The organism is Pseudomonas guariconensis (assembly GCF_015680235.1).
In the GTDB taxonomy this organism is placed as follows: domain Bacteria; phylum Pseudomonadota; class Gammaproteobacteria; order Pseudomonadales; family Pseudomonadaceae; genus Aquipseudomonas; species Aquipseudomonas guariconensis_A.
In genome coordinates, this window is record NZ_JADLJL010000019.1 from 77,312 (window position 1) to 95,278 (window position 17,967).

Genomic DNA, 17,967 nt, shown 5'->3' on the forward strand with positions numbered 1-17,967 from the left:
GCAGCCCTTCGCGGTACAAGGCCGCGCCTACAGGTCCTGCGCAACCGCGCCTGTTCAACCGACCATCTTGCGCAATTGCTGGCGCACCCAAGGCTCGGCGCTGACGAGGATGACCCCGCACAGCACCATCACCGCGCCCAGCACGAAGTTCAGGCTGAGCGGCTCTCCCAGCAACACCACACCAAAGGTCACGCCGAACAGTGGCGTGATGAAGGAGAACACCGCAAGGTTCGAAGCCAGGTACTTGCGCAGCAGCCAGAACCAGGTCAGGTAGCTGATGAATGACACCACGACGGCCTGGAACAGCACGCTGCCCACGGCCAGGGGCGTGAAGGTGACCATGCCCACCTGCCCGCTGATCGCAGCGATCAACAGCAACCCGACGAAGCCCACCAGCAGCTGGTAGAACAACGTCAGGTCGGCAGGCGCCTCCGACAACCGCGATCCGCGCACCACCACCGTGGTCGCGCCCCAGGCCAGGCCCGCCAATACACCGAAGGCATCGCCGAGCAGCACCCGGCCATCGAGCTGCTGCAGCGACACGCCACCGGCAAAGGCCATGGCGATGCCGCCGAACGACAGCAGGATGCCTAGCCACTGCAACAGCCGCAGCCGCTCGCTCGGCAACATGAAATGCAGCCCCAGGGCCGTGAACACCGGTGCGGTGTAGAGGAACACCGACATGTGTGCTGCAGAAGTCAGCTTCAGGCCCTCGGCGATGAACAAGAATTCCAGGCCGAACAATACGCCGGAGAGCAAACCGGCGCGCCAGGTGCTGCTCACCATGCCCCAGCCACCTCGCCAGCACACCAGCAGCCCCACCAGTACCGCGGCGATACCGGAACGCAGCGCCGCCTGCATCACCGGGGCGATGTCGCTGGCAGCCCATTTGATCATCACCTGCTGGCTGCCCCAGATCAGGCACAGCACCAGCATCACCTGCAGGGCGAAGGCATCGGTGTTCTTGCGGACCGCGCTCATGGGCGGCCCCCTTGGCGTATCGATGGCATGGGCAAGGTCTCGACAATGGCAGACAAGCGCCGATTATCGGGGGGCAGCCTCCCCCACGCCAGTCTCAAAACGACCTCAGGCGATCTGAGCTTTTGCCGCCACCTGTTCGAACGTCGTCTCGTCCAGGGCATCGTCCTGCTCGTCGAGCACCTGGCGCGGGTGTTCGAAGCCGGGAATGCTACTGTCGATCAGGCTGAGCAGGCGCGAGCCACGCTCGGTGAGGACAAAATTCTCGCCGTTGCCACCGTCCTCTTCCGGCCGGCTCTCGATGAAGCCGCGCTCGAAGAGGATTTTCTCGTACTCGCAGGCGCGGGTCTTGAGATGGTCCAGGTCGCCCACCGGTTGGCCGGTAGCGGCAAGCGCCGCCGCGTGCTGCTCGGCATAGGGCCGTGGCGTGAAGCTATGGCCGGCGCTGTTCTGCACTTCATGCAACAGACGCTCGACCAGGTCCCAGTCGTAGGTGCTCATGGAGGTGGCCTCCTGCTGTGAACGGTTGGGGTACACAGCATGGGACCGAGAGGGGTATCGGGTGTTCCAAGCGAATCAGCGATTCTGCTGATGGGTTTGCATATAGCGGCGCAGAAGCTGGTTGATGCGTGTCTGGTAGCCCGTCCCCTGGGCCTTGAACCAGGCCAGCACATCTGCATCCAAGCGGATGGTTACCGCTTGCTTCGCTGGAACATGCAACTCGGCCTCACGGAAGAATTCATCGTCAAGTTCTGGGATGTCCGATGTATCAATATCGTCGTCCCTCTGCTTGGCGAGCCGGTTCCAATCAGTTTTCGAGGCTTTCGACATAACGTCGCGTCTCCCGTTTGGTAGCTTTTCGTGCGGAAATGATGCGGATCACATTGCCTTCTCGTTCTGTATGAACGACCACGCCGACCATGCTGTGGAGCCAGCCCACACTGATCCAACGCCTCTCACCATAATCCTCCCGTTCGTCGCGCATTGTCAGTAAAGGATGTCGGAACATATCCGTTACATCATTGAAATCGATGCCATGTTTACGAATATTCAAACGATTTTTATGTGCGTCCCATTCAAAGCGCATGGAACGACCCGCATTTACTTTTGTACATACACGGTACTCCCTCTGAGCGAACGAGACTAGAGGGGCATCCTAAGCATCACAACGCCCAGAGCAGCGATTCGGACCCGGACTACAGGCCAAGGTGAATACGCTTCAGCTGTTCTTGACCAGATAATTGATGAACAGCCGGAACAGCTCCGCATGGCTGGAGATTCCCAGCCGTTGGCAGATGTTGTGCCGGTGCACCTTGACAGTGCCTTCCGAGATCCCGAGGCTGCGGGCAATGGACTGGCTGCTGTGCCCCTGCAGGATAAGCTTGGCGACATGCCGCTGGGTTTCGGTCAGCTGGCCCTGGAGGATATCGACGAAGGCATCCTCCAGCGGGCTGTCCGATGCCTGCGGGTCGGCCAACGCCTCGGCGTAGCGCAGGCGCAGGTGCTGGCTGAACACGGCATCGATCAGCGCCGCCAGGTCACTGAGCTGGTCCCGTTCGACAGGCTCGAAAGCGCCCCGGTCCAGGCCCCGCATCAAGGAATAGACCAGCGCCGTGCGGGGCTGCACAGGCACGATGAAGCCGATCTCCTCGATCAAGCTGCCGTGGTGCGAGGAGACACACGGGTGGATGTCGCGGGAAATGGAAAAACCCGACGCATAGAAGCTGTCCGGCGCCAGTTCGCTCATGCGCCAGACACCGCCCGGGTGGTTATTGGTGCAGGCTACGTAGAACGGGTCGAGCAGGTAGCCACCACGCAGGTAGGCCTTGAGCGTGCGTTCGGCGACGCGCTGGTGGTAGCCGTCATGCACCAGCAACGCGGGCTGGTTGAAGCGAAACAGGTAGGCGCAGCTCATGTCGAAGCCGACCACCGCCTTGAGCGCCTCGTCCAACGCCGGGCCCAGGGCGTCGCTGCCGATACTGCGGATGACGGTGGCCAGGCGGCTGGCCTCTTCGCTGTTCATGTCTGCGTTCATGCCTTGGCGGGTCCTGGTCGAGCGGCGATCGAACATGCCGCCCGGAGGCGCACGGCGCACTCCAGGCGGCATTGAACGCTGTTGACGGTATCAACGCAATGGCGCGCTGACCTGCTGCATCTCCGCCTGCTGCTCTTCACGCCCCAGCTCCAGTGCCTTGGGCACCGCCAGCCAGTAGGCCAGGAGCATGCCGAGCAGCCCGCCGGAGAGCTTGCCAACGATCAACGGAAGGATCAGCGTGGGCTGGAAGTTGGCCGAATAGGCCAGGTGGTCACCAAAGGTGAAGGCCGCGCAGACGGCAAAGGCGATGACCAGCACCTTGTCCTTGGGCGGCATGTCGGCCACCAGGCGGAACATGGCGAGAATATTGGCCGAGGCCGCGAGGATGCCCGCCGCGCCCACCGGGGACAGGCCCAGCTTCGATGCCACAACCTCGATCGGCTTGGAAAGGAAGCGCTTGATCAGGTAGACCATCGGGAACGCGCCGCACAGCATGATGCCCACATAGCCGGCGATCTCCAGGGCGCGGAACTGGTCCTCCTTGTCGGCGATGATCGGCGCGAACCCCCAGCTGCCGAACACCGAAGTGAACACGCCGGTGAAGTATTCGACGATCGAGGCCACCAGCACCAGGGTCACCAGCATGTACATCACCTGCCCCAGCTTGAGGAACAACTTGACCATCAGGTTGGGGAAGTAGCGCAGTGCCGCGGCCAGGGCCACGCAGAACAGGATTAGCGGCGACAGGTTGCGCAGCAGCGATGGCAGCGTGAAGTTCAGCGCCTGGGTAGCGGCACCGGCCGTGGCGATGTCCGGCCGTACGCCCAGCTCGAGTACCTGCATGCCCATGGCGATCATGACGATGCTGACTGGGATGCTCAAAAGGCCCGCCATGATGCCCAGGGCCATGTACTTATGGTCGGCCTTGTTGAGCATGGCCAGGCCCACCGGGATCACGAAGATCACGGTCGAGCCGCACTGGAAACCGGTGATCAAGCCGAGAATCCAACCCTCGGGGCTGTGGGACAACGCCTGGGCCAACTGATAGCCGCCCAGGTCCGAGGCGATGAAGATCGGCCCAGCGATCCCGGCATCGGCGCCCATGGCCAGGAACAGCGGGCCGATGAGCTGGCTGATGAAGCTGGAAATGAAGGGAATGGCGGCCATGATGCCCGCCACGGGAATGAAGATCGGGCCAATGCTGTGCAGGCCGGCGGTGAACTCCTTGGCGAGTTCCGATTCCGCGTCGATGATCGATGCAATGGCGCCCACCACGGCGCAAGCCATGATGATGTAGATGACGTACGTGCCTATGTTTTCCATCTGCTGCCTCGGTCTTGTGGGTTTTGTGATATGGGCAGTTGAAGAGCGGTGTGACTGTTGCCGTTGTTCTTGTTTGGCAGCCCGGCAACGCGGCGACGTGCCGGGCCTGGCTTACAGGGCGGTGTAGGCGTTGTCCACGAACAGGTGCGAACCGTTGACGAAGCTTGCATCGTCGCTGGCCAGGAACAGCGCGGCGGCCGCCACTTCCGAAGGCTCGCAGAGCCGGCCTTGCATGGTGCGGATATCATCGTCCGAGGCATCCACGCCAAAACCGCGCAGCAGGTCCAGCTCGCGCCGGCCATGGGCGGTACCGATAAAGCCTGGGCAGATGGCGTTGCTGCGGATGTTCTGGTCGCGGAATTCCACCGCCAGGGCACGGGCGAACATGTGGCAAGCCCCCTTGGTGGTGCAATACAGGACTTCCATGGGCGTGCCCACCACCGCCGAGATCGACGAGGTGCAGATGATGCTGCCGCCACCTGCGGCCAACATGCCTGGCAGTACTGCCTTGGTGACCAGGAACATGCTCTTGACGTTGACGCTCATCAGGCGGTCCCAATCGGCTTCGCTGGTTTCCAGGAACGGCCCTGCGGCGATGATGCCAGCGTGGTTCATCAGCACGGTAATCGCGCCGAAACACGCCTGCGCCTTGCTCACCGCCTGGTGAACCTGCTCGGCCACCGAAACATCGGCAGCCACGAAGCAAGCTTGGCCACCAGCCTCGTTGATGCGCTGCGCCACGGCCTCGCCCTGGCTGGTCGGCAGGTCGAGGATCGCCACCTTGGCGCCCTCGGCGGCGAACAGTTCGGCTGCCGCCAGGCCACAACCGCCTGCGCCACCGGTGATCAATGCGACCTTGCCATTCAATCGACCCATTTCGTCTGCTCCTAGGCTGAAATCAGCTGTTACGTTTTCAGCCCACGCTAGGGTGCAGGTCGCCATGCGTCCATATATCTCAGGGTATATGAGTCGCAACTAATTGTTTTATATGGATAAAGTTAAGAGAAGCGTGCCGAACGGCAATCGATCTGAACTTCCAGGCGGCGAGCCTTTCAACCGGGTATATCCCTGCTGGAGATCGAACGGATGAAACGGTTACTGCCCCTGGCCTGTGCCAGCGCACTGTTGTACGCCTTGCCCAGCTGGGCGTGCACACCGGAGGAAGCCACCCAGAAACGTGAGGAACTGGCCGGGCTGGTCACCCAGTTGACCGAGCAGGACCCGCAGAAGGCCAAGGAGATCAACGAGGAACTGCAGGGCATGGACCTGGGCACGGCCAGCAAGGACCTGCCGGACAAATGCCAATTGATCGACAAGCGGATCAAGGAATTGAAAGAAGCGGAGAAAAAGGCGGACTAGCAATACAGGGGCCGCTACGCGCCCCATCACGGGCAAGCCCGCTCCCACAGGTTCACAGCGCTCTCAAGGGCTGCGCTATACCTGTGGGAGCGGAGGTGCTTACTCAGCCTTTGGCGCGCGCTTCTTCAGCGGCGCCATGCCATCGGCACTGGCCAGGGGCGCCTTGGCCTTGGGCTTGGCAGCCGGCTTGCGTTTGGCGGTAGCCCCCTTCTTCTCGGCGGACTTCTTCTCGACCTTTTTCTTCTTGGTACCAGCCGCCTTGCCCGAGGCCTTGACCTTCTTCGGCCCGTTGTAGGTGCCCTTGACCTCCTTGATGACCCGGCGCTCGAACTGCTGCTTGAGGTAGCGCTCGATGCTCGACATCAGGTTCCAGTCGTTGTGGCAGATCAACGAGATCGCCAGGCCTTCGGCGCCAGCACGGCCGGTACGGCCGATGCGGTGCACGTACTCATCGCCGCTGCGCGGCATGTCGAAGTTGATCACCAGGTCCAGGCCGTCGATGTCCAGGCCGCGGGCGGCCACGTCGGTGGCTACCAGCACCTTGGAGCCGCCCTGCTTGAAGCGGTCGATGGCCAACTTGCGGTCCTTCTGGTCCTTTTCGCCGTGCAGCACGAAGGCCTTCACGTCCTTGGCCACCAGGTGCCCGTAGATGCGGTCGGCCAAGGCACGGGTATTGGTGAAGATGATCGCCTTCTGGTAGGTCTCGTTGGCCAGCAGCCACTGGACGATCTGCTCTTTGTGCTGGTCATGGTCGGCGGTGATGATTTGCTGGCGGGTGCCTTCGGACAACTGCGAGACACTGTTGAGCATCAGGTGCTCGGGGTCCTTGAGCACCTTGCCGATGATGTCGCGCAGCGCCGCGCCACCGGTGGTGGCCGAGAACAGCAGGGTCTGCTCGCGGTTCTCGCACTCCTTGCACAGGCGCTCCATGTCTTCGGCAAAGCCCATGTCGAGCATGCGGTCGGCTTCGTCCAGCACCAGTACCTGGACGTGGGAGAGGTCCAGGTTGCCGGCATTCAGGTGCTCCAGCAGGCGGCCCGGGGTGCCGATCAGAATGTCCGGGACCTTGCGCAGCAGTGCGGCCTGTTCCTTGAAGTCCTCGCCACCGGTGACCAGCCCGGACTTCACGTAGGTGAACTGGGAAAAGCGCTGCACTTCCTTGAGGGTCTGCTGGGCCAGCTCGCGGGTCGGCAGCAGGATCAGCGCCCGGATCTCCACGCGGCGCTGGCGCAGGTCGACCAGGCGGTTGAGCAGCGGCAACACGAAGGCGGCGGTCTTGCCGCTGCCGGTCTGCGCGGTCACCCGCAGGTCACGCCCTTGCAGGGCCAGGGGAATGGCCGCCGCCTGCACCGGGGTCGGCTCGACAAAGTTCAGCTCGGCCACGGCTTTGAGCAGGCGTTCGTGCAGGGCGAATTGGGAAAACACGGGTGTACCTCGGGCAGTCGCTGGAAATTCAAGTTGCATAGGGTAACGTTTTCCGTGACGGACGCCGAATTTCTTTTGGCACCTTGGCGCCAATCCGCGTTCTAATGGGCCTTCGTTTTCGCAATACAGACCCGTCTAACTCTCATGGATATCCAACGACTCTGGAAAGACGCCCTCGACCTCTGGGGCACCCTCGACCAACACCCCATCCTGCACGCCGCCCTGGGCCTTGCCGCGCTACTGGTCATCTCCCTGCTCATCGGCCGCCTGGCCCGCTTCATGGTGCTGCACGCCAGCCGCCTGCTGGCCCGCCAACAACCGCTCAAGTGGCTTGACGACCTGCGCCACAACAAGGTCTTCCACCGCCTAGCCCAGACCACGCCCTCCCTGGTGATCCAGTTCGGCCTGAAGCTCGTGCCGGAGCTGGGCGAAACCGCCCAGCACTTCCTTGGCAACGTGGCCCTGGCCTTCACTCTGCTGTTCATGACCATGGCCCTTTCGTGCCTGCTCGATGCCCTGCTGGACATCTATGCCCGCACCGAGCACGCCCGCACGCGCTCGATCAAGGGCTACGTGCAACTGGCCAAGATGATGCTGTGGATCTTCGCCGCCATCGTCATCGTCGCCACCCTCATCGACCGCTCGCCGCTGTTGCTGCTCTCCGGCCTGGGTGCCATGTCGGCCGTGCTGCTGTTGGTCTACAAGGACACCTTGCTGTCGTTCGTCGCCAGCGTGCAATTGACCAGCAACGACATGCTGCACGTCGGCGACTGGATCGAGATGCCCCAGGTCGGCGCCGACGGCGACGTGGTGGACATCACCCTGCACACGGTCAAGGTGCAGAACTTCGACAAGACCATCGTTTCCATCCCCACCTGGCGCCTGATGAGCGAGTCGTTCCGTAACTGGCGCGGCATGCAGCAGTCCGGCGGGCGGCGCATCAAGCGCAGCCTGTTCATCGACGCCGCCGGCGTGCGTTTCCTCACTGCACAAGAAGAACAGCGCCTGAGCCAGGTCCGCCTGCTGGGCGACTACCTGAAACAAAAGCGCCAGGAACTGAGCAACTGGAACGAAGCCCTGGGGCCGGTGGCCGAGCTTGCCGCCAACCGCCGTAAGCTGACCAATATCGGCACCTTCCGCGCCTTCGCCCTGGCCTACTTGAAGAACCACCCCGACGTACAGCAAGGCATGACCTGCATGGTCCGCCAGATGCAGACCACCGCCGAGGGCGTGCCGCTGGAGATCTACTGCTTCACCACCACCACGGCGTGGGCCGAGTACGAGCGCATCCAGGGCGATATCTTCGACTACCTGCTGGCAGTGTTGCCGGAGTTCGGCCTGAGCCTGTACCAGCAACCCAGCGGCAATGACATGCGTATCGGGCTTGCCGCCAGGCCCCTGGCAGCTCACGAGCCGCAACGGTTGAGCGAGCTGAGCGAGGCCTGAAGGCTATCCATAGGGTCGCGCCACCATACCGGCTGGCGCGCCTGCTGTGTGGGAGCGGGCTTGCCCCGCGATCAAGGGCGAAGCCCTTGCCATGTCTACACGACACCAAGCCCGCCCCTATCGGGGCGGGCCGGCATCGCGGAAAATCCCGCTCATTCCCGACTCAACGAGACATCGCCTGCGGCGTTGCCGGACGCTGCACACCCAACCGGCTCATCCACACCGAAGCCACGATGATCGCCCCGCCTACGAAGAGCCGCCCCAGCGGCTCGTCCTGGTTCCAGATCAGCAGGTTCAGTAGCAACCCCACCGGCACGTGCAGGTTGTTCATCACCGCCAACGTGGCCCCCGGGACCAGGCACGCGCCCTTGTTCCACCAGTACAGCCCCAACGCCGTCGGGACCAGCCCCAGGAACAACAGCACCAGCCATTGCGTGTCGGTCGCAGGCAGGTGCTGGGAGTTGCCGAACAACAGGAATGCCGGCAGCACCACGATCAGGGCGCCCAGGTAGAAGTAGCCAAAACGCCGGTAATGCGGCAGGTCGCTGGGGTGCCGGGCCACCAGGTGGCGATACATGACCTGGCCTGCCGCATAGGTGAAGTTGGCCAGTTGCAGCAACAGGAAGCCCATGAAGAACTCGCCGCTGATGCTGTCGAAACGGATCACTGCGGCACCGGCCACGGCCACCAGGGCAGCCAGCAGCGCCCAGGCGTTGAAGCGGCGGTTCAGGGCGTCTTCGATCAGGGTCACGTGCAAGGGCGTAAGAATGGTGAACAGCAAGACCTCCGGCACCGTCAGCACGCGGAAGCTCAGGTACAGGCAAACGTAGGTGATGCCGTACTGCAATGCCCCGATCAGCAGCATCGCGCGCATGAAGCGCGGCTCCACCTGGCGCCAGCGGGTCAGCGGCAGGAACACCAGCAAGGCCAGCACCACGCGCGCCAGCACCGCGAAGTAGCTGTCGACGTTGCCGGCCAGGTAGACGCCGATCAGGTTGAAGGAATACGCCTGGATCAGCGCGACGATTATCAGGTAGCCCATGGTTGCCTCTCAAGGATCGAGGCGGGGACCTTAGCGGGTTGACCTCGAGCTATTCAACCATGAGGAACGTAGGGGCAGTGCCGACCAGGCTTTCAGGCGCGATTTGATTGTGCGGATTGTAGGAGCGGCAGCCCGGGCCCATTTGGCCTCTACCAAGGCAACCACTACCCATAAAAAAACCCGGCCATCAGGCCGGGCAGGTACACCCAAAGGAGCAACAGGTGTCAGGGGTTGGGAATGCGTCGCGCGTCAGGCCACCGCGGCCAACTTGGCCTTGGCCTGGTTCAGGCCTTTCTCGTGGAAGTCGCCGCTCATGTTCAAGCCTTCGGCATGGATGAAGTCCACCTCATGGATACCAATGAACGCCATGACCTGTCGCAGGTAGGGTTCCTGATGGTCACTGGCGGCACCGGCGTGGATGCCGCCCCGGGCCGTCAGGACGATGGCGCGCTTGCCGGTCAGCAGGCCCTGCGGGCCAGTCGGGGTGTACTTGAAGGTGATGCCGGCGCGCAGCACGTGATCCAGCCAGGCCTTGAGAGTGCTGGGGATGGTGAAGTTGTACATCGGCGCAGCCATCACCAGCACATCGGCCTCGAGCAATTCCTCGGTCAGCTCGTTGGAGCGCACCAGCGCATCCACTTCGGCGGCGCTGCGCTGCTCCTCAGGCTTCATCCAGCCGCCGAGCAGATGGGCGTCCAGGTGTGGCACAGGGTTCACCGCCAGGTCGCGCAGCTTGATCTCGTCACCCGGATGGGCCGCTTGCCATTGCTTGATGAAATCCTGAGTCAGTTGGCGGGAAACGGAATCCTGCTGGCGGGCGCTGCTTTCGATGATCAGTACGCGGGACATGGAAGCCTCCATCGGCGAACAAAGGGTTGCGATTCGTTGGAGGTGAGATTAAGGCTTGACCTATCGATAAAAAAGCGTAAAAAGTGGGTGCAATCTATCGACTATTCCGTTCATTCAGCCTTGCAGTCCACCGCGATGCGCAGCTTGATGATCTGACGGTTGAACTTGGCGGTGACATCCACGCTTTTGCCCGCCGGCACGTTCACCCGGCGTACCCGTGGGGCCTCGGGGCCATTGCGGAAGGTCACCTTGCAGGCCGCAGGCACTTGCCCGTAATTGTTCAGGGTGATGCTGCCGATGTCATAGGCCGTGTCGTAGGTGGTGTAGTCCAGCTTGACCCCAGCCAGTTCCTTCTCCACCTCGATGGGGTAGGCCATGGCCCCTAGGGGCAGGCACAGCAGCAATGCCGCACAACATTTCTTCATTGGGCGCTCTCCTTGGAAGAGCGCAGCTTAGGACAACAGGAGCCGAAGATGAAAGCGCCACGCGTAACCCTGGATCAGTGGCGAACCCTCCAGGCGGTGGTCGACCATGGCGGGTTCGCCCAGGCCGCCGAAGCCCTGCACCGCTCGCAGTCGTCGGTCAGCTACACCGTGGCGCGCATGCAGGAGCAACTGGGCGTGCCGCTGCTGCGTATCGACGGGCGCAAGGCGGTGTTGACCGAGGCCGGTAACGTGCTGCTGCGCCGTTCGCGCCACTTGGTCAAACAGGCCAGCCAGCTCGAGGACCTGGCCCATCACATGGAGCAAGGCTGGGAGGCAGAAGTACGCGTGGTGGTCGATGCCGCCTACCCCAGCGCCCGCCTGGTCCGGGCGTTGAGCGCCTTCATGCCGCAAAGCCGCGGTTGCCGGGTACGCCTGCGCGAGGAGGTACTCTCCGGCGTCGAGGAGGTGCTGCACGAGGGCATTGCCGACCTCGCCATCAGCAGCTACAGCATCGGTGGCTACCTGGGAGCCGAACTGAGTTCGGTGGAATTCATCGCCGTCGCCCACCCCGAGCACAGCCTGCACCGCCTGGGCCGTGAAATCACCTTCCAGGACCTGGAAAGCCAGTTGCAGGTGGTGATTCGCGACTCCGGCCGCGCTCAGCCGCGCGATGTCGGCTGGCTCGGCGCCGAGCAGCGCTGGACGGTCGGCAGCCTGGGCACCGCCGCCACCTTCGTCAGCAGCGGCCTGGGCTTTGCCTGGCTGCCCCGGCACATGATCGAGCGCGAGCTGCGCGAAGGCCTGCTCAAGCCGCTGCCGCTGGACCAGGGTGGCAGCCGCCACCCACTGTTCTACCTTTACTCGAACAAGGACAAGACCTTGGGTCCGGCCACGCAGATCCTCATCGAGCTGCTGCGCAATTTCGATACAGCGCCATTGGACGTGCCCTTCGCAGCCCCCCCACAAGCCTGAGAGGACCGCGCCCATGGCCTATTTCGAGCACGAAGGATGCACCCTGCACTACGAGGAATACGGCCAGGGCGAACCCCTGTTATTGCTGCACGGCCTGGGTTCCAGCTGCCAGGACTGGGAGTTCCAGGTTCCCGTACTGAGCCGCCATTACCGGGTCATCCTGATGGACATCCGCGGCCATGGCCGCTCCGACAAGCCCCGCGACGGCTACCAGATCGCGACCTTCAGCGCCGACCTGCTGGCCCTGCTGGAGCACCTGCAGACCGGCCCGGTGCACTTCGTGGGCCTGTCCATGGGCGGCATGGTGGGTTTTCAGTTCGCCGTCGACCACCCCGCCTGGCTGCGCAGCCTGTGCATCGTCAACAGCGCCCCGCAGGTCCGGCGCAATTCCCTCGCCCATTGGGTCTGGTGGATCAAGCGCTGGAGCCTGGCGCGCATCCTCAGTGTCGAGACGGTCGGCAAGGGCCTGGCCGAGCGGCTGTTCCCCAAGCCGGAACAAACCGAACTGCGCCACACGATGGCCCAGCGCTGGGCGCGCAACGACAAGCGCGCCTACTTGCGCAGCTTCGATGCCATCGTCGACTGGAGCGTGCAGGCGCGCATCGGGCAGATCCAGTGCCCGACCCTGGTGATCGCCGCCGACCACGATTACACCCCGATACAACTCAAGGAGCGCTATGTCGCCCTGATGCCACAGGCGACACTGGCAGTCATCGCCGATTCCCGGCACGCTACCCCCCTCGACCAACCCGAGGTCTTCAACCAGACCCTGCTGCACTTCCTCGCAGCGGCTTCCACTTCTCAAGGATCTTTGAGCCCATGCTGAAAAAACTTCTGCTCACCGCCTGCTCGGTCGCCTTCGCCACCAGCGTCATGGCTTCGGACAAGACCCCTCACGTCCTGCTGGACACCAGCTTCGGCCAAGTCGAGATCGAGCTGAACGCCGAAAAGGCGCCGATCAGCACGAAGAATTTCCTCGAATACGTCGACAGCGGTTTCTACAACAACACCATCTTCCACCGCGTGATCCCAGGTTTCATGGCCCAGGGTGGCGGTTTCACCGACCAGATGGTGCAAAAGCCAACCCGCGACCCGATCCGCAACGAGGCCAGCAACGGCCTGGCCAACACCCGCGGCACCCTGGCCATGGCGCGTACCTCCGACCCGAACTCGGCTACCAGCCAGTTCTTCATCAACGTGGCCGACAACGATTTCCTCAACCCGGGCCGCGACCGTGGCTACGCGGTGTTCGGCAAGGTGACCAAGGGCATGGAGGTGGTCGACCAGATCGTCAACTCGCCTACCACCATCAAGCAAGGCATGCGCGACGTACCAGCGGACCCGGTGTACATCAAGTCCGCCAAACGCATCGACTGATCGCAGGTCTCACAAGGATGTGAACCCGCCTGAAGGTCGGATGGAACAGGAGTGTGTCCACCATGTTGTACCGCCGTTTCGAGCAGCTGATCGACATCTTCCGCGAGGCGCCCAGCGAGGCGCCGCCAAGCCAGGTGTGGCCGTTCTACCTGTATTACCTGCGCCAGGTCTGGCCCAGTTTCATCGCTCTGCTGGTGGTCGGCCTGGTGGCCGCGCTGATCGAGGTGGCCATGTTCAGCTACCTGAGCCGGATCATCGACCTGGCCCAGGCCACGCCGGGCACCGAGTTCTTCAGCCGGCACAGTGGCGAGCTGGCCTGGATGCTGGTGGTGGTCCTGGTGTTGCGGCCAGTGTTCTTCGGCCTGCACGACCTGCTGGTGCACCAGACCATCAGCCCGGGCATGACCAGCCTGATCCGCTGGCAGAACCATACCTACGTGCTCAAGCAGAGCCTGAACTTCTTCCAGAGCGATTTCGCCGGGCGCATCGCCCAGCGCATCATGCAAACCGGCAACTCCCTGCGCGACTCGGCGGTGCAGGCGGTGGACGCGCTCTGGCATGTACTCATCTATGCCATCAGCTCGCTGGTGCTGTTCGCCGAGGCCGATTGGCGGCTGATGTTGCCGTTGCTGGCCTGGATCGCCTGCTACATCGCCGCGCTCTACTATTTCGTTCCCCGGGTCAAGGAACGCTCGGTGATTTCCTCCGACGCCCGCTCCAAGCTGATGGGGCGCATCGTCGACGGCTATACCAACATCGCCACCCTCAAGCTGTTCGCCCACACCGACCATGAACAGCAGTATGCACGCGAGGCGATCAGCGAGCAGACCGAGAAGACCCAGCTGGCCTCGCGGGTGGTCACCAGCATGGATGTGGTCATCACTGGCCTCAACGGTCTGCTGGTGGTGGGCACCACGGGCCTGGCGCTGTGGCTGTGGAGCCAATCGCTGATCACCGTCGGCGCCATCGCCCTGGCCACCGGCCTGGTGATCCGCATCATCAACATGTCCGGCTGGATCATGTGGGTGGTCAACGGCATCTTCGAGAACATCGGCATGGTCCAGGATGGCCTGCAGACCATCGCCCAACCGGTCAGCGTCACCGACAAGCCCGGCGCCCAGGCCTTGCAGGTCAGCCGTGGCGCAGTGCACTTCGACCATGTAGGCTTTCATTACGGCAAGGGCAGCAAGGTCATCGATGGGCTGGACCTGGACATCCGCCCCGGCGAGAAGATCGGCCTGATCGGCCCTTCCGGCGCCGGCAAGTCGACCCTGGTCAACCTGTTGCTGCGCCTATACGACGTGGACAGCGGGCGTATCCTCATCGACGGCCAGGACATCGCCGAGGTCAACCAGGCCAGCCTGCGCGCCCAGATCGGCATGATCACTCAGGATACCTCGCTGCTGCACCGCTCGATCCGCGACAACCTCCTGTATGGCCGACCGGATGCCAGCGAGGCGGAAGTCTGGGAGGCCGTGCGCCGGGCCCGGGCCGACGAATTCATCCCGCAGCTCTCCGACGCCCAGGGACGCACCGGGTTCGATGCCCATGTGGGCGAACGCGGCGTCAAGCTCTCCGGTGGTCAGCGCCAGCGCATCGCCATTGCCCGAGTGCTGCTCAAGAACGCGCCGATTCTGATCATGGACGAAGCCACCTCAGCGCTGGATTCGGAAGTCGAGGCAGCGATCCAGGAAAGCCTGGAGACCTTGATGCAAGGCAAGACGGTGATCGCCATCGCCCACCGCCTGTCCACCATTGCCCGCATGGACCGGCTGGTGGTGCTGGACAAAGGGCATATCGTCGAAAGCGGCACCCATGCCCAGTTGCTGGCCGAGCACGGGTTGTATGCGCGGTTGTGGCACCACCAGACCGGTGGGTTCGTCGGGGTGGATTGAGCCGGGTACGGGGCCGCTTTGCGGCCCTTTCGCGGCACAAGGCCGCTCCTACAGGGTCCGGTGGCTCTCCCCCGCGATAAGCCCAGTTCACACCTTGCGGTAAGGCAACATCTCCCGCGCCTGCTCGGCATAGGCCTTCACCCCCGCCCGCTCCTGCTCGAGGAAATCCCCCACCGCCCGCCGCAGCCCCGGGTGCAACAAGTAGTGCCACGAGCGTGTCAGCACCGGCTCGAACCCACGGATCAACTTGTGCTCCCGTTGGGCCCCGGCATCGAACCGTTGCAGCCCTTCGCCGATGGCGAACGCCATGCCCTGGTAGAAGCAGGTTTCGAAATGCAGACGATCGAACTCGTCCAGGCACCCCCAGTAGCGCCCGTAGAGGCTGTCACCGCCCACCAGGCTCAGGGCCATGGCCACCTCACGCCCCTGTTGACGGGCCACCACCACCCGCACCGCCTCGGGCATGCGCTCGGCCAGCAGGCTGAAGAATTCGCGGGTCAAATAGGGCGTGCGGCGCCGCACCGCATAGGTGTTGGCATAGCACAGGTAGACGAAGTCCCACTGCGCCTCGCTCAGTTCCTCGCCGCGCAGCCAGCGGAAGTCGATCCCCTGCCCGGCCACCTGTTCACGCTCCTTGCGCATCTGCTTGCGCTTGCGAGAGCTCAGGGTATCGAGGAAATCCTGAAAGTCGCGGTAGCCGCGGTTGTGCCAGTGGAACTGGCAACCCAGGCGCTCCATCCACCCTGGCAAGCCAGCGATGCGCTCGTCGAGCGTGCTGTCGGTGAAATTGATGTGCGCGCCGGAGAGCTCGCCCTTGCCTAGGTACTCAGGAATGGCCTGCAGCATGAGCAACCCATCCGCAGGCTCGGCCGCCAGCAGGCGCGGGCCGCTCACCGGGCTGAACGGCACCGCGCCGAGCAGCTTGGGGTAATAGCGAATGCCCGCGCGTTCGCAGGCATCGGCCCAGCCGTGATCGAACACGTACTCACCGAACGAGTGCCACTTGCGGTAGGCCGGCAGCACTGCGCGCACCTGCCCATCGCGTTCCAACACCAGGTGCTCGGCCGCCCAGCCGGTTGCGGGGGCGACGCTGCCGCTGTCCTCCAGGGCACTGAGAAAGGCATGGCGCAGGAACGGCTGGCCGGGAGGCACCAGGGCGTCCCAGGTCGCCGCCGGCAGATCGCGCAGATGGGCAAGGCTGTACAGGCTGGTCACGATGTCGACTCACAGGCCAGGAAGTGGCCAGTATCCCCAAGTGGGTCGCGACACTCAAATGAACGCGCACGACTCAACCTCACTTAACCGCAGTGCCATCAAATAGACATTATTCTGTCATTCCTCCCCGCAATACTGGCGCCTGTTTTTCGGAACCCCGGCAACCCCTCTAGCCAGGGCCTTTCCGAAGGCATGCCAACTAAGGGGCAGGCGCAAGCGCCTCCCCAACTTTTTCCAACAGGGAGAACCTTATGCGTCTTGTTTCTACACTTACCGGAGTGAGCCTCACCGGCATGATGCTGGCACTGAGCGCTCCGGCCAGTGCTGCAGTCGACGCCAAGCTGCTCGAAATGCTCCGCGCCAACGGCTCGATCAACCAGGCGCAGTACAACGAACTGCAGGCCGATCTGGCCAAGGAAACCAAGGAAAAGGCAGAGCAGAAGGCCCAGGCCGATCGCCTGAGCTCCTTCGAGCAGAAAGTGGCATGGGCCGCCAAGACCCAGATCAAGGGCGACGTGCGCCTGCGCTACGAAGACGTCAACGTCGACAACCCCAACAGCCGCAGCGGCAACCAGGACCGCGAACGCGTCCGTGCCCGCGTCGGCTTCTACAGCCAGATCAACCCGCAAGTCGATGCCGGCATCCGCGTGGCCACCGGCAGCAGCGCCGATGCCCGCTCCACCAACCAGAGCCTGGACAACTATTTCGAGAAGAAGTCGCTGTGGGTAGACCTGGCTTATCTCGACTGGCACCCAACCGCCGTGCCTAACCTGCACCTGATCGGCGGTAAGATGCCTCAGCCTTGGGTGAGCATGGGCGATATCATTTGGGACAGCGACATCAACCCAGAAGGCGTGGCTGTCACCTACAAGACCGACCTGGGCGGCGCCGAGCTGTTCGGCAGCGCCGGTCACTACAACCTCAAGGACAACGTGGACGGCGACGGCGTGCAGTTCAAGCACGACGCGCAGCTGTACCACGGCCAGTTGGGGGCTCGCTTCGATGCGGCCGACACCGTCAAGGTCACCGTGGGTACCAGCATCTACGGCTATGACAACGACAAGGAATCCGCGGCCCTGCGCGCCTTCGGCAACACCACCAACGAGTTCAACCTGGTGGAAGGCTTCGGCCAGGTGGACTTCACCGGCTTTGCCATCCCGCTGTCGGCCTACGGCCAGTACGTGAAGAACACCGAGAGCACCGACGGCGAAGACAAGGCCTGGCTGGCCGGCCTGAAGACCAAGCTCGGTGCCTGGAGCCTGGACTACAACTACCGCGACGTGCAGCGCAACGCGGTGGTCAGCGCCTTCACCGACTCCGACTTCGGCGCCGGCTTCACCGGGTCGCGCGGTCACAAGTTCAAGGTTGGCTACGAGATCGACAAGAACTTCTCGTTGGGCGCGGCCTACCTGATGGCCAAGACCGACCTGTCCCAGCTGCCGAACAGCAACGCCGACGTCGACACCTTGCAGGTCGACCTGGAAGCCAAGTTCTAAGCGCAAGCCCCCCTGCGTCACTCAAGCGGAAAGTGCCGACCCCATCCGGTGCTTTCCGCTTTTTTTTCCTGCTGCAAATGCGTCGGCCCCATCGCCGGCAAGCCGGCTCCCACAGCAATAGTGTGGGAGC

General features: G+C 63.2%; 19 protein-coding genes. 7 read left to right on the top strand and 12 right to left on the bottom strand.

Features of this window, described 5'->3' with window-relative positions:
* Nucleotides 1-54: 54 nt before the first annotated feature.
* The 7 genes from IRZ56_RS14680 to IRZ56_RS14710 form a co-directional block, all read right to left on the bottom strand.
* Nucleotides 55-981 carry a DMT family transporter gene (locus IRZ56_RS14680; protein WP_196145584.1) on the bottom strand — a complete coding sequence of 309 codons (927 nt, stop codon included), beginning with the start codon at nt 979-981 and terminating at the stop codon, nt 55-57.
* 105 nt (nt 982-1,086) lie between these two features.
* Nucleotides 1,087-1,479 carry a transcriptional regulator gene (locus IRZ56_RS14685; protein ID WP_196145585.1) on the bottom strand — a complete coding sequence of 131 codons (393 nt, stop codon included), beginning with the start codon at nt 1,477-1,479 and terminating at the stop codon, nt 1,087-1,089.
* Between the two features lie 75 nt (nt 1,480-1,554).
* Entirely contained in the window at nt 1,555-1,809 is a 255-nt protein-coding gene (locus IRZ56_RS14690) for a BrnA antitoxin family protein (protein WP_196145586.1), read from the bottom strand.
* Nucleotides 1,787-2,065, bottom strand: a complete 279-nt coding sequence (locus IRZ56_RS14695; protein WP_196145587.1) for a BrnT family toxin — start codon at nt 2,063-2,065, stop codon at nt 1,787-1,789. Before IRZ56_RS14695 ends, IRZ56_RS14690 begins: the two co-directional genes overlap by 23 nt.
* 132 nt (nt 2,066-2,197) lie before the next feature.
* Complete coding sequence (locus IRZ56_RS14700) at nt 2,198-3,001, bottom strand: LuxR family transcriptional regulator (protein WP_196145604.1); 804 nt, start codon at nt 2,999-3,001, stop codon at nt 2,198-2,200.
* 102 nt (nt 3,002-3,103) lie between these two features.
* The gene (gene eutH / locus IRZ56_RS14705) at nt 3,104-4,336 is read right to left on the bottom strand and encodes an ethanolamine utilization protein EutH (RefSeq protein WP_196145588.1); all 1,233 of its coding nucleotides are present in this window, start codon (nt 4,334-4,336) and stop codon (nt 3,104-3,106) included.
* A 111-nt stretch (nt 4,337-4,447) separates the two neighbouring features.
* A complete protein-coding gene (locus IRZ56_RS14710) occupies nt 4,448-5,212 on the bottom strand; it encodes an SDR family NAD(P)-dependent oxidoreductase (protein WP_196145589.1) in 765 nt (254 codons plus the stop codon).
* A gap of 210 nt (nt 5,213-5,422) precedes the next feature.
* Between IRZ56_RS14710 and IRZ56_RS14715 the strand changes: the two genes are divergently transcribed.
* Entirely contained in the window at nt 5,423-5,695 is a 273-nt protein-coding gene (locus IRZ56_RS14715; protein WP_196145590.1) for a hypothetical protein, read from the top strand.
* Nucleotides 5,696-5,794: 99 nt separating this feature from the next.
* Here IRZ56_RS14715 and IRZ56_RS14720 read toward each other — a convergent pair whose 3' ends face one another.
* Nucleotides 5,795-7,159: a DEAD/DEAH box helicase gene (locus IRZ56_RS14720; RefSeq protein WP_196145591.1), complete on the bottom strand. Its 1,365-nt coding sequence runs from the start codon at nt 7,157-7,159 to the stop codon at nt 5,795-5,797.
* Between the two features lie 105 nt (nt 7,160-7,264).
* On the opposite strand from IRZ56_RS14720, the gene IRZ56_RS14725 reads away from it, so the two are divergent.
* On the top strand, nt 7,265-8,566 hold the full coding sequence (locus IRZ56_RS14725; protein ID WP_196145592.1) for a mechanosensitive ion channel family protein: 1,302 nt from the start codon (nt 7,265-7,267) through the stop codon (nt 8,564-8,566).
* Between the two features lie 163 nt (nt 8,567-8,729).
* On the opposite strand, the gene IRZ56_RS14730 is transcribed toward IRZ56_RS14725, so the two are convergent.
* The 3 genes from IRZ56_RS14730 to IRZ56_RS14740 all read right to left on the bottom strand — a co-directional run bounded on the left by IRZ56_RS14730 (nt 8,730) and on the right by IRZ56_RS14740 (nt 10,882).
* On the bottom strand, nt 8,730-9,608 hold the full coding sequence (locus IRZ56_RS14730; protein ID WP_196145593.1) for a carboxylate/amino acid/amine transporter: 879 nt from the start codon (nt 9,606-9,608) through the stop codon (nt 8,730-8,732).
* Between the two features lie 249 nt (nt 9,609-9,857).
* Nucleotides 9,858-10,457, bottom strand: coding sequence for an FMN-dependent NADH-azoreductase (locus IRZ56_RS14735; RefSeq protein ID WP_196145594.1), 600 nt, complete (start codon nt 10,455-10,457; stop codon nt 9,858-9,860).
* 110 nt (nt 10,458-10,567) lie between these two features.
* Nucleotides 10,568-10,882, bottom strand: coding sequence for a 3-phosphoglycerate kinase (locus IRZ56_RS14740; protein WP_196145595.1), 315 nt, complete (start codon nt 10,880-10,882; stop codon nt 10,568-10,570).
* A gap of 48 nt (nt 10,883-10,930) precedes the next feature.
* Here IRZ56_RS14740 and IRZ56_RS14745 point away from each other — a divergent pair, with 48 nt between their 5' ends.
* From IRZ56_RS14745 to IRZ56_RS14760, 4 genes are all read left to right on the top strand, one after another.
* Nucleotides 10,931-11,854, top strand: a complete 924-nt coding sequence (locus tag IRZ56_RS14745; protein WP_196145596.1) for a LysR family transcriptional regulator — start codon at nt 10,931-10,933, stop codon at nt 11,852-11,854.
* Between the two features lie 13 nt (nt 11,855-11,867).
* Nucleotides 11,868-12,680: an alpha/beta fold hydrolase gene (locus tag IRZ56_RS14750; protein WP_196145597.1), complete on the top strand. Its 813-nt coding sequence runs from the start codon at nt 11,868-11,870 to the stop codon at nt 12,678-12,680.
* Entirely contained in the window at nt 12,674-13,231 is a 558-nt protein-coding gene (locus tag IRZ56_RS14755; protein ID WP_196145598.1) for a peptidylprolyl isomerase, read from the top strand. Before IRZ56_RS14750 ends, IRZ56_RS14755 begins: the two co-directional genes overlap by 7 nt.
* Nucleotides 13,232-13,293: 62 nt before the next feature.
* On the top strand, nt 13,294-15,126 hold the full coding sequence (locus tag IRZ56_RS14760; RefSeq protein WP_196145599.1) for an ABC transporter ATP-binding protein: 1,833 nt from the start codon (nt 13,294-13,296) through the stop codon (nt 15,124-15,126).
* An 87-nt stretch (nt 15,127-15,213) separates the two neighbouring features.
* On the opposite strand, the gene IRZ56_RS14765 is transcribed toward IRZ56_RS14760, so the two are convergent.
* A complete protein-coding gene (locus tag IRZ56_RS14765) occupies nt 15,214-16,341 on the bottom strand; it encodes a GNAT family N-acetyltransferase (RefSeq protein ID WP_196145600.1) in 1,128 nt (375 codons plus the stop codon).
* 251 nt (nt 16,342-16,592) lie between these two features.
* Between IRZ56_RS14765 and IRZ56_RS14770 the strand changes: the two genes are divergently transcribed.
* A complete protein-coding gene (locus IRZ56_RS14770; protein WP_196145601.1) occupies nt 16,593-17,837 on the top strand; it encodes a putative porin in 1,245 nt (414 codons plus the stop codon).
* Nucleotides 17,838-17,967 lie beyond the last annotated feature (130 nt).